This is a genomic window from Bacillus vallismortis (assembly GCF_004116955.1).
Lineage (GTDB): Bacteria > Bacillota > Bacilli > Bacillales > Bacillaceae > Bacillus > Bacillus vallismortis.
Window position 1 is genome coordinate 2,745,039 of record NZ_CP026362.1, and the last position, 11,949, is coordinate 2,756,987.

Below are 11,949 nucleotides of genomic sequence, written 5' to 3' on the forward strand. Positions count from 1 at the left end.
TTCAAGCCCTTGTTTGACTCAATGTTAAACCGCCTGTTTACAAGCCTCGGCACAGGAAAAACAAGCTTCCGCGCAATCCTGACAATGCTCTTTGTCATGCTTTTTGCATTCATTTCCGCAAGCCTCGCAAATCGCCGCGCAAGCCTGTGTCAGCTCGGAAACAAACGGCGTGCCTCTTACAATCGATTGCGCTACATACGCACAAATATCAGCACATTCCCGGTCCAGCCGAATGCAATCCGCCATCATATTTTCATTTTCTTCTTTTAAACAGGCGTCATAGCAATGGTTGCAAGCCACCATGCAGTCGTGAAGTGTCTCAACTAGCGATTGATATTGTTCATATGCCATTCGTAAACCTCCTCAAGAATGATTTCATTTATACCATATCCACTTCCCCCGCTTGTAAAACATGACTCCCTTATTAACAAAAAAGGTCTATGTCCACAACACAGATACGTTGCGGCATAGGCCTTTCGTTTATACCAAATACGTATTTACCAGCTCGTAACAGCGCTCTTTCGTCCGCTTTTCCAATTCCATCACTTTGTTGACGCGTTCTAATGGAACCGCTCTCTTCTTCCTTATGCTGATCTGCCGCCGCATCTCTATCCTTTATCCATTGGCGCTGCTTCATGCGCAAAGCACCATTTCTGAAGAAGAAAGAGACTGAAATACACTCAATCAACCACAACAAAGCCCTGAACCTTCACCTGTTCCTCAGGCAAATCAAACTGATAAAGCGTCTCCTTAGAATGGATATCAAACACACCCACATATCCCCCAATGCCCTGCTTATGCTCTTCCTGGGCAACTATATAAAGTTGATCCCCCTTAAACTTCGCCTCCATATAAGGAAATGTCAAGCCGTATGTCCGAAAAGAAAAATCCTTCTCATACTCCAGCAAGTTCGCCTCGCCCTCTTTGTCTTCATACGTCACGTAAAAATAGCCGCTTTCTTTGTCATAGTACACGGTATCAGCGTATTCAAGATCATCAGGATACCGAATATATTTCGTCTTCCATGTCCCTTTTTCAATAACAGTCAATTTATGCTCTGAGCTCGCGACAATAAAATCCTCGGAGTCTGCGAATTGATCTGCATATGAGGCTAAGCTCAGAGTCTCTATGATTTCCTCTGTTTTTCTGTCGATCACGTAAATAGACATGCTTTGAATGATATAAATATAGTTTTCATCACTGGCCCCCATCTTGACAAGCGAAGGCAAGGTGAGCCGATATTTCTTCTTCGTTTTTCTATCGTTTATATGGATCTCATTCCCTATCGTATCAACATTATAAGCCTTTACAGAGACATCCTTCCCCTCATACCAAAACGCAAAGGGATTTGGCAACGGATGCTCTCTGATCACATCCTTCTCAAGCGTGTAATAAAACGGCTCGTGCTCAGCTAATAACAAAATGTCCGTTGATGCGTCAGATTTCGTTTGAATGTAAGGCACATCCGCCACCTTAAACGTGCGCCTGTTAAATCGTTCGCCTGTTGAGGTCGAAAGCAGCATGCTTTCTTTAATGAAAGGATTGGAGTAGATAAAAAAGATGCGGTCTTCTTCGGGGAGGATGGCGGAAGTTGTGACCGGATATGTACTTTTATTTTGAGAGTAAATATATACAGCCAACATAAAAACACTTGCGAACAAGCCTAATAGTATAAAACGCTTCTTCATATAACCAACTCCCAATATATGGTTTTGAACTTATATCGTTTTCAACATGTTCTATACATTTCCCTTGTTACCCAATAAAAAAAAACTTCTCAATGGAAGTTCTCACTTATTTTTCTCATAGGATTGTTTGATCAATCCCATGATATATTCAATGTGTTCATCATCTTTTATGAAAATCTCATAGTCGCCATTTCCCCAATGGCCGGTCTCAGAGACATCTCGCATTCTATCTTCGGGATCATCCAATTCTCCCTTTTTCATATTCACCCACAGCTTAAGTCCGCTTTTTAAAAGAAGAATATCAGTGAAATTTCGTTTATTTGACGTAAACGCAATATAAAGCTTTGTCGGTTTGATTGAAATATGATCGTCCATATTAAAAATGAATTCCTTTAGCTGCTCATAAAGCTCTATGACGTCAAACGGCTTATCTGCAAGATGATCCTCTTCAGAAAACACTTTAATTTCTTTACTGACCTCTTGAATGGTCTCACTTTGCCGCGAAATGGTCTTAATCGACTCGGATACGCCATCCGCTTTCATTTGGTTCAACTGAATCAGATCATTTTCGTATCTTTTCATCTCCCATAATTCAATGGGCAGATCTTTAAAATGGATAGATTGCTTTTGATACACCGTAAAAACAGGAGATATAAAAATAACCTTCGACTGCGACCAATCCACATCATCACGCCTTAAAGGAAGATCATGATTCTCATTGTACTCAAGAATGAAATCCGCTTTATGATTGAGCATTGCCGCTAAGTAGGCGTAGCCCTGATCAACAACACTGAAGTTTTTTGTATTTTTATACTCGATAATCACGAAAGCATTTGTCTCATCATCAAACGCTAACGTATCAATGCGGAAATTGCTGATCCTGAATTCAGACTTCACAAACCTGAGCCCCAACATCCGCTGAAGGTTGATTTCACATAAATCCTGAATCTCCTTTTCTTTCTTAAACGGTTTCTCGCGAATATCTTCGATTTGATTTTGGTTGTTTACTTTATAGAGATACATAGGGCTGCTCCTTTACTCAATCTAACTATGCTAACGCTTCTTCGCTACAAAAAGTTTACCATATGAAACAGAATCCAAGCACAAAGACACGGATCAAAAGTCTAGTTTTTTCTTAAAAATAAGTTCTGACAGCCATTCTTTCCCGCTCCGTGGTAAAATTTTGATATTGAGTGTAAAAAAGAAGGGAAATGGTCATGAAAGTATTTGAAGCGAAAACACTGCTTTCGGAAGCGACAGACCGTACAAAAGAGTACAAAGAACTAAGAACGCAAATGGTCAACTTGAGAAAAGCATTAAAAAGCGTGGCCGATCTTGGGGACAGCGAATTCTCAGGAAAAGGCGCAAGCAACATCAAAGCATTCTACCACGACCACGTTGGTGTCACCGACCAATGGATCGACTATATCGACATGAAAATCGCATTTTTCAACAGCATCGCCGGAGCCGCCGAGGACAAAGGCCTCTCTGACGCATACATCGAAGAATCCTTTCTGGAGCACGAACTGGCAAATGCCCATAAAAAATCAAAGGCCATCATGTCCGGACAGAAAAAAGCGATGAAAGACATCCTGAACGATATCGACAACATCCTCCCGCTCGACCTGTTTTCAACAGAAACCTTCAAAGACGAGCTGGCCGATGCCAACGACAAACGCAAAAAAACACTGGAAAAATTGGACGCCTTGGACGAAGACCTAAAGACAGAATACGCCCTGTCAGAACCAAACGAACAATTCATCAAATCCGACTTCCAAAAGCTCCAAGAAGCAACAGGCAAGGGCAAAAACGCCACACCCATCCACTACAACGCCAAGGCGTACCGTGAGAGTGACATACATAAGAAAAAAGGCGACATTGAAAAGCAGACTGAGGCTTACTTGAAGATTAAGAAAGAGGAAGCGAAGGAACGCGAGATTGAAAAACTGAAAGAAAGACTGAAAAACTACGATTATGCGGATGCCGATGAATTCTACGAAATGGCAAAAACGATCGGCTATGAAAATCTGACAGCAGAACAACAGAGATATTTCACCCAAATTGAAAACACGCGTGAACTCGAAGCAGGCTTCAAAGGGGTTGCCGTCGGCCTTTATGATTCCGGGAAAGACGCGGTCGTAGGCCTGTGGGATATGGTCACAGATCCGGGGGGAACCGTTGAAGCAATTACAGGAGCTGTGGCTCACCCGATCAAAACGTATGAAGCCATTTCAGCGGCAATCGAAGAATCGTACCAAAAAGACATGGTGAATGGTGACACCTACTCACGAGCAAGATGGGTGTCATATGCGGTTGGCACTGTTGTCACATCAATTGTCGGCACAAAAGGTGTTGGCGCCGTCTCTAAAACAGGCACAGCTGCCAAAGTGACGACCAAAGTCAAAACAGCAGCAAGCAAATCAGCAAAAGCTCAAAAAGCCATCACGGTCTCAAAACAAACCGTTGATCACATCAAACAAAAAATAAACACAGGCATAGAAGTATCAAAAAAACACGTCAAAACCAAATTAAATCAAATCGGAGATCTCACACTTGCGGATATTCTCCCCTATCATCCCCGTCACGATTTAGTGCCGGCAGGCGTTCCTTACAACGCAGTCAATGGGGTCACACTTAAAGAGGGACTTCAGAAATTCGCCAAGGTCATCCTGCCGAAACCGTACGGAACTTCTTCAAGCGGAAGAAGAACTCCAGCGCCAGTTGTACCGCCGGTAACCGTCAAATACGGCGAGCATTATGCAAAATGGAGCAGAAAGAAAGTACTGAAGCCGAATGTTGTCTATAAAACAAAAGAAGGCTACACGTACACCACTGACAACTATGGTAGAATTACAAGTGTCAAAGCAGACTTGCAGCTGGGAGAAGCAAAACGAAACCAATATGCACAGTCGAATGCTGGAAAGCCCCAAGACCGAAAGCCTGACGATGACGGAGGCCATTTAATCGCCACCCAATTCAAAGGCTCAGGCCAGTTTGACAATATCGTGCCGATGAATTCTCAGATTAATAGGAGCGGTGGGAAATGGTATGAGATGGAGCAGGAGTGGGCAAAAGCTCTAAGCAAAAAACCACCTAAAAAAGTAGCAGTTCAAATAGAGCCAGTCTACTCTGGGGATTCACTTAGACCATCATATTTCGATGTAACCTACAAAATTGGGAGCAGAAAAGAAATAAGCGTCTCTATTAAAAATCAGTCTGGGGGTTAAAAGAATGGAAACTAGGAAGATGCAAGATTTGTATCAACTTATTGGAGAAAAACTCAATGACATCATACCTGGTGAATGGACAAAGATATATCTTTATGCAGAAGTATTAGATGATTCCACAATGGTTCTTTTTCACTTCAGAACACCAGAAAATAATCAAATTATTTATTCACAAGATATACCTAACCATTACAACGTAAGCAAGGATATCTTCAAGACGTTGTTAAGAGAGCTAAGAGAACTTTTTGAAGAGCTAAGAACTGAACACAGAAATAATAACGATGATGTTTGGACGAACCTTACACTAACATTGGATCGTAGCGGAGAATTTCAATTAGATTATAATTATGATGATATTTTAGCATCAGAATTAGATGGATATGAAAGAATCGCAATATGGGAATATAAAAACCTTGGTATTTTGCCTGAAGATGAGGATGATAAAGAATTTGTAATTAGCTACCTCGGTCTATAATTAAAAAATAGCTCAGCCCTACTCTGCTGAGCTATTTTTTATAAATCAATTTCAATCTAAAATAAAGAAATTTTAGAGGTTTCTATAATGAGGCTAACCTTTCTCAAGACAATTATCTATCATTATGCAAACAACCTAATATACTACCAGAAGAAATAAAGTCATTTGTAAAATCAATGGAGATACATTTTGAGAATATAAGCATGGATGAAATATGTCCCTCAGCTGCTTATCAGTTTGAATTTCCTAAATTTGAGAAGAATGAGTTTCATGTACACTATACCAGTAAACTTATGATTTCAAAATTTGCTCCTGTCTATTACCTGCAACACCATTTTCACAATAGAAAATGGTGATCCCGAAAGAGCAACTCCCGTGTTAGATGGTTTCAGTACACAATCTTATTCTATACCTCAACAGAAACTAGACACAAAACTGAATTAAATCTTAAAAGAAATGGGATACATTGCTCTTACTTACCAAGAGAACGAAGTCATTTGTGATCTTGATATAAAAACAGAGCCTTTATTCGGCCCCAGAATCACGGTAGAAACTAGCATTATTTCGTGACTTGCTAGAACTTTGCCCATACTAGATGCTGGAGGATTACTTTTTTATAATCTAACATTACCTTAATAGATCATCTGTCCTGAAAGATGAACTCTATAAATGTCTTGAACCAAATTATAAATTTCAAAAAACAACGAACTTGTCTCATTTCCTTAACTTGTATATAAAGTTATTAAATGTTAGTATTTTACTTGAAGGAATAAAAAACTATTAAAAGGGAGATGACTATGAAAAAAATATTGTGTTTTGTTTTAATTTCTGCGGTGACATTAGGTTCTTCACTTTTCGTATCAGAAAACGCACAAGCGAAAAGTGTACAAGTTCAATCCGAAAATGAAATTGAATTTGATTTAACTAAGAATGAAAAGCAAGAGTTTACGTTTGAAAATGAAAAAGGACAAACTGTAAAAGTAGGAATGGAACCAATCAATGATTTTCACATCAATAAAGACTACACAATCGGAAAAGGGACAACTACATGGCGGACATACTATGATGTAGGAACACTCATGGGAAGTTTTCATTCAACAATTTATGTTCCAAGTAAGGGATATTCTCAAATTCAAGAAGTCTATAATCCACAAAATAGAGGGGTAGGAGGAACTATAACTAATGATAAACTATCACTTATCAGAAAAACACAGACTTCATCATTACCTGCCCTTGCTCAATATCGTTTAGAATACAAAGTAGGGATTGGAGATTTTGGTTACTCTGGGACAGCAACTCTAACATTAAAGGTAAAAGGGACGAAGGTAACTACTGAACAATCAGGATTTTATTGGTGATAGTAAAGAGGATGTTTCTTACAAGAGACATCCTCAGCTTGTAGAGAAAACGACGTTTTTTCTACAAGCTTTTTTGTTTTCTGCTGTTTCTTTAGTTGTTCAGCGGATTTCAAAAACTAAAAAAGAGCTCCCACATACCTAGCTCTGCTTGGCTAGGTATGTGGCAATCTTCTTCATGTTCTGGCATGCGGCTGTGAGGAGAACTTGTTCACTCACATTCCGTTTTCCCCTCAACCTGCAATAGCGAAGCCCATGCAGCTGTTTTGAATCTGCAAAGCTTCGCTCTATTTTTTCTTTTCTTTTTTTATAGAGGGTTTTCCCTGAAACAGACAAACGATTTTGTCTGATCTTTTCTTTATGGTCCTCCCATACATGACGGGTGATGACCTTCTGGCGGTTCTTTGATCTTGTGCATTGCGCAAGCAATGGGCATGCGGAACAGGTTTCAGGATTTGATTTATATGACCGGTAGCCTTTTCGGTCAGTTGTTGAGTATGTAAGTACCTGCTGGTTCGGGCAAATGTAACTGTCTTGTTCACTGTCATAATGAAACTTCCATTTTGGAAACAAACCTCTAGTAGGGTGATATCGTCTATGCGCAATAACGCCAAAAATATGGCGGTCGGCTAACCCTTTACAGATCGGAGTCGTTAAATAACCAGAATCAAGAGCGACGGCTTCTACTTCAAAACGAAATCGTGCAATTTGGTGATCTAATCGGTCAAGATAAGGCACAGAATCATGGACATTTCCAGGCGTAACATAGGCGTCGGTGATAATGTTATGTTTCATATCCGTTGTTCGGTGATCTAAGTAAAAGAAACCCTCCGGTTTGTTTTCGCGATACATATAACCACTTTCCGGATCAGTGGTACTGTGGCGGATCTCTTTTTCAGCTTTCACCTCCTCTTTGGCCGGTAATGGCTTTTTTCCGTGCTCCTCTCGATCTTCTTGAATGGCTTCATTTAAATCTTTGATATAGTTTTGTGTATCCTGTTCAATCGTTTTTCTTGTGTATTTGTGCTTGTTGGCATTGGCTTTCAGATGAGTTGAATCAGTGAAAAGGACACGTCCGCCCACCATATCATGATTGATGGCCTGAAGAACAATCTCATCAAAAATGTCTTGGAAAATCGTTGTATCTTTAAAGCGTGTACGTCTGTTCCAGCTGATGGTGGAGTGGTGCGGAACTGGGTCATTGATATTCAGGCCCAAAAACCATCTGTACGCCATATTGTAATAAATTTCTTTTTCAAGCTGTCTTTCTGAACGGATACCGTAGAGGTAGCCGATAAACATCATTTTGAATAAAATCAGCGGGTCGAGTGAGGGGCGGCCTTTGTTTTCGCTGTAGTAAGGCTTAACCTTTTCAATGATAAAAGAGAAGTCGATGTGTTTATCAATTTTTCGAAGCAAATGATCCTCTTCGACGAGTTGGTCAAGCAGAACAAATTCGGCTGCGTTTTGAGAAGGATTTCTTGTGTGGAACATAAGAAAAACACCGTCCTTTTTAGTCTTTCTTTTATTTTATTACAGAAGAATGGATATTTTAAGGAAAAATAAAGGCTGTCGAGATTTTCCGACAGCCTGAGGATGTTTCTTATAAGAGACATCCTTTTTTCTTATAATCAATTAGACCTCCGCCTTTTAAATGCTCTCACAATCGCATATACAATACCAATTACAACTAAAACAGAAATTATTGCAGTTCCTAATGGCATTCAATAACCTCCTAACGAAAAATTTCCTTTTTCATTTATTATTTTAAATCACCTTATACAAATGTAAACCCATTTATAACCTTTTGATCCTTTATGCTCACTATCAATTTGAAAGTTATTATGAATTAGAGTTTAAGGAGATGAATATACCATTTGATGATGCACTTTTAAGCCTTCTTGCTTTGTTAGCTTCTTAAATCTCTCAGAGACTGCAGATAATTATTGTCATTGTATTAATTATCCTTGGTAATTATGATTGTTGTAATTGCCTCTTTGTCAATTCATACTGAGAATTGTTATGAAGGAGAAACTCAGGTATAAGATTAACAGATTAATACCTTTCATATCTTAGTGAAAAAGAAGTTGTAGGATTATAATGGGCAGATGGATGATTCTGTTATCTGACTCAAAAAGATGGTTCATGCCCGCAAACAAATTCAGAGAGGGGATTGTTTGTATGAAATGTAAACTGACTTTGTGCGCTGTAATTGCTTTGATCGGTGTAAGCTTTATCAGTTCTTCCTTAGGCAATGAAGTAAATGTGGCATCCAGAAACATGACAAGCAAAGCTGCAAACGATTCAACGAACTCCCTGGAAGACAAAGCCATCTTTGACAAGGAAATGACGATTGCAGAAAACGGAACGCTTGGTTAAGGCAAGACGCAGCTTTGGGCTGCGTCTATTTTTCTGAGAAAATAGGTGACAAAGCGATAGAATGTTTATGTTCAAACTCTATATGCCGGCCCAAACCAATTCCTTAAAAATAAGATAGGTGGAAGCAATGTATAACCAATTACGAGAAATAGTAAACCTTTTAGAAAAGATAAATAGCTACTGTCAAACAAATACAATTTCCGTTGAACAATTTAAAGAACAACAAGACAATCTAAATGACTTATCTGCAATAATAAACGATATGGATAAACTTCTACAAAAGAGTAAACGCATTGATCTTAACAATGTTCAAGAAGTTGATCTACTCTTGTTCGAAATCCACAAAATGACAACCTTACTTGAATGGCATATACCCGAAATAAGTGATTTAAATATAAGATTGCTGAAGAAAAACATGGAAGCATAAGCATTTTCTTTAACAATAAAAAGGCAACACCCAACAAAGGGGTTAGTTGCCTTCTCTAATTTCAAGTACAGCCACACACTCCACATGATTCGTATGCGGAAACATATCAACAGGCTGCACTTCGCGCGTCGCATACCCGCCATCCTCAAGCACCCGCAAGTCCCTCGCAAGCGTGCCAGGATTACAGGACACATACACCACCCGCTTCGGTTTCATCTCCACAATCGTCCGCAGGAGGGCTTCGTCGCAGCCTTTTCTTGGCGGGTCGACGACTAGCGTATCTGCTGTGATGCCTTCTTCGTACCACTTCGGAATTACGGTTTCCGCTTCTCCGACCGCGAATTCTGCGTTTGTGATGCCGTTGAGCTCAGCGTTTCGTTTCGCATCTTCAATCGCTTCTGGCACAATTTCTACACCGTACACTTTTTTCGCTTGCTTCGCCAAAAATAGAGAAATCGTTCCGATGCCGCAGTAGGCGTCGATGACGGTTTCTTCGCCTTGCAGCTCCGCGTACTCTAGCGCTTTGTCGTAGAGCACTTTGGTTTGCTCCGGATTGACCTGATAGAACGATCTGGCGGAGATGGCGAATTTGACGTCTCCGATGAGGTCGTAGATGTATTCTTCGCCCCAGATGACGTTTGTTTCGTTTCCGAAGATGACGTTTGTTTTGTTCGGGTTGATGTTTTGCACGATTGATTTGACGTGCGGGAACGCTGCTGTGATGTCTTCGATGATCTTCGCTTTGTGCGGGAAGTCGTTTGTTCTTGTGATGAAGACGATCATCATTTCGCCCGTAACGACGCCATATCTGACCATGATGTGGCGGAGCCAGCCTTTGTGGCGTTCTTCGTTATAGGCTTTGACACCGTATTTGGCGCAAATGTCTTTGACGGCTTGGACGGCTTCGTCGTTTTTGGATTGCTGGATCAGGCAGGCGCTCATGTCGATGATGTCATGGCTTCTTTGCTGATAGAATCCGGCGACGAGTCCGCCTTCTCGTTCTCCTACCGGCACCTGTGCTTTGTTTCTGTAGTTCCAAGGGTCTTCCATGCCAAGTGTCGGGTGGACGGTGACGTTGGACAGGTCCAGCTTGCCGATCCGTTCTAATACGTCTTTGACTTGTTTCTGTTTAAACAAGAGCTGGCCTTCGTAGGTCATGTGCTGAAGCTGGCATCCGCCACATTGCTTGTAGATCGGGCAAGGAGCATCTGTTCTGTGCGGGCTTTCTTCCTTCAGCTCGATTAGGCGTCCGAAAGCAAAACCTTTTTTGACGCGTGTCACTTTGATTTGGGCTTTTTCTTCCGGAAGGGCGTTTGGCACGAAGATCGGGAAGCCCTGCACCTTTGCGACGCCTGCTCCTTCGTGGGTCAAATCTTCAAATGTCACGTCGTAGTATTCGTTTTTTTCTACTGGGGGTTTCATTTTCATATATGTTCACCTCTTGTTTTAAGCGAAAGAAAAACTTGGCCTATTCAAGCCAAGTTTTTAGTCATCCAGCTGTTCCGCTTTCTCCTTCGGCATGACGACGTGAATGTGCCGGTACAGATTCACGAATTCGCCTGGCAGCATGCCGCCATACTCGCCGTCCAGGTTCAGCTGCATCTTTTCTGATACATTGACTTTCACGCGGTTCGCTTTTGTATAAATAATGTGCTGGTCGTTGATGTGTTCGCCGCGGAGCGCCATCGTTGCGACCCTGATAAATTCAGCAAGGTTTGCTTTCTTGAGTATCATCAAATCAAACATGCCGTCATTCAGGCTGGAATCCGGCGCGAGCTTTTCGAACCCGCCGACGGAATTTGTCAGCGTGACCAAAAACAGCATGATTTCACCTTGAAACAGCTTGCCGTCATATTCAATCTCGACTTCTGTCGGACGAAGTGAGGGCAGCATTTCCATTCCCTTTAAATAATAAGCAAGCTGGCCGAGCATCGTTTTCAGTTTGCTTGGCACGTCGTACGTCAGCTCCGTCAGGCGGCCTCCGCCGGCGATATTGATAAAATACTGGCCGTTCACCTGTCCGATATCAATCGGGCGGGCAACGCCGTTAATGACCGTATCTGCCGCTTTTAAAATATCCTCGCGTGGAATATTGAGCGCTCTGGCGAAGTCGTTCGTTGTGCCGACTGGAATGACACCGAGAGTCGGACGGTTGTCTAAAGGCGCAAGCCCGTTAACGACCTCGTTGATCGTTCCGTCCCCGCCTGCCGCAACGATTAAGTCAAACTCACGCAATGCCGCTTCCTTGGCGGCGTGCGTTGCGTCTCCTGCGCATGTCGTAGCATGGGTGGAGGTTTCATAGCCGGCTTGTTCAAATTTTTGCAGGACCTGGGCAAGATGCTTTTTAAAGATCTCCCGTCCTGAAGTCGGATTGTATATTATGCGTGCACGTTTCATT

At 41.5% G+C, this 11,949-nt stretch carries 12 protein-coding genes; 5 read left to right on the forward strand and 7 right to left on the reverse strand.

Translation table 11 applies throughout. The features are described from left to right. Window positions 1-24: 24 nt before the first annotated feature. The 4 genes from BV11031_RS14715 to BV11031_RS14730 all read right to left on the reverse strand — a co-directional run bounded on the left by BV11031_RS14715 (window position 25) and on the right by BV11031_RS14730 (window position 2,711). Window positions 25-351: a four-helix bundle copper-binding protein gene (locus BV11031_RS14715; RefSeq protein ID WP_010329127.1), complete on the reverse strand. Its 327-nt coding sequence runs from the start codon at window positions 349-351 to the stop codon at window positions 25-27. A 73-nt stretch (window positions 352-424) separates the two neighbouring features. Further along, window positions 425-637 (reverse strand): hypothetical protein, encoded by a 213-nt coding sequence (locus BV11031_RS14720; protein WP_128568206.1) that lies wholly within the window; start codon window positions 635-637, stop codon window positions 425-427. A gap of 43 nt (window positions 638-680) precedes the next feature. After that, window positions 681-1,688 (reverse strand): YncE family protein, encoded by a 1,008-nt coding sequence (locus BV11031_RS14725; protein ID WP_010329125.1) that lies wholly within the window; start codon window positions 1,686-1,688, stop codon window positions 681-683. 102 nt (window positions 1,689-1,790) lie between these two features. Beyond that, entirely contained in the window at window positions 1,791-2,711 is a 921-nt protein-coding gene (locus BV11031_RS14730; protein ID WP_010329124.1) for a DUF5655 domain-containing protein, read from the reverse strand. A gap of 194 nt (window positions 2,712-2,905) precedes the next feature. Here BV11031_RS14730 and yeeF point away from each other — a divergent pair, with 194 nt between their 5' ends. The 3 genes from yeeF (at window position 2,906) to BV11031_RS14745 (ending at window position 6,748) form a co-directional block, all read left to right on the forward strand. After that, window positions 2,906-4,915, forward strand: coding sequence for an LXG family T7SS effector deoxyribonuclease toxin YeeF (gene yeeF / locus BV11031_RS14735; RefSeq protein WP_010329123.1), 2,010 nt, complete (start codon window positions 2,906-2,908; stop codon window positions 4,913-4,915). 19 nt (window positions 4,916-4,934) lie between these two features. Further along, a complete protein-coding gene (locus tag BV11031_RS14740) occupies window positions 4,935-5,390 on the forward strand; it encodes a TIGR01741 family protein (protein WP_082246321.1) in 456 nt (151 codons plus the stop codon). Between the two features lie 797 nt (window positions 5,391-6,187). Continuing rightward, complete coding sequence (locus BV11031_RS14745; RefSeq protein WP_010329121.1) at window positions 6,188-6,748, forward strand: DUF5626 family protein; 561 nt, start codon at window positions 6,188-6,190, stop codon at window positions 6,746-6,748. 138 nt (window positions 6,749-6,886) lie between these two features. On the opposite strand, the gene BV11031_RS14750 is transcribed toward BV11031_RS14745, so the two are convergent. After that, window positions 6,887-8,239 (reverse strand): IS1182 family transposase, encoded by a 1,353-nt coding sequence (locus tag BV11031_RS14750; protein WP_010329120.1) that lies wholly within the window; start codon window positions 8,237-8,239, stop codon window positions 6,887-6,889. Between the two features lie 687 nt (window positions 8,240-8,926). On the opposite strand from BV11031_RS14750, the gene BV11031_RS14755 reads away from it, so the two are divergent. Both BV11031_RS14755 and BV11031_RS14760 read left to right on the forward strand, forming a co-directional pair. Continuing rightward, entirely contained in the window at window positions 8,927-9,124 is a 198-nt protein-coding gene (locus BV11031_RS14755) for a hypothetical protein (protein WP_026014470.1), read from the forward strand. A gap of 127 nt (window positions 9,125-9,251) precedes the next feature. Further along, a complete protein-coding gene (locus BV11031_RS14760) occupies window positions 9,252-9,551 on the forward strand; it encodes a hypothetical protein (protein WP_010329118.1) in 300 nt (99 codons plus the stop codon). A gap of 42 nt (window positions 9,552-9,593) precedes the next feature. Here BV11031_RS14760 and rlmD read toward each other — a convergent pair whose 3' ends face one another. Beyond that, window positions 9,594-10,979: a 23S rRNA (uracil(1939)-C(5))-methyltransferase RlmD gene (gene rlmD / locus BV11031_RS14765; RefSeq protein ID WP_010329117.1), complete on the reverse strand. Its 1,386-nt coding sequence runs from the start codon at window positions 10,977-10,979 to the stop codon at window positions 9,594-9,596. Between the two features lie 57 nt (window positions 10,980-11,036). Beyond that, window positions 11,037-11,948: a diacylglycerol kinase gene (locus tag BV11031_RS14770; RefSeq protein ID WP_003219448.1), complete on the reverse strand. Its 912-nt coding sequence runs from the start codon at window positions 11,946-11,948 to the stop codon at window positions 11,037-11,039. Window position 11,949 lies beyond the last annotated feature (1 nt).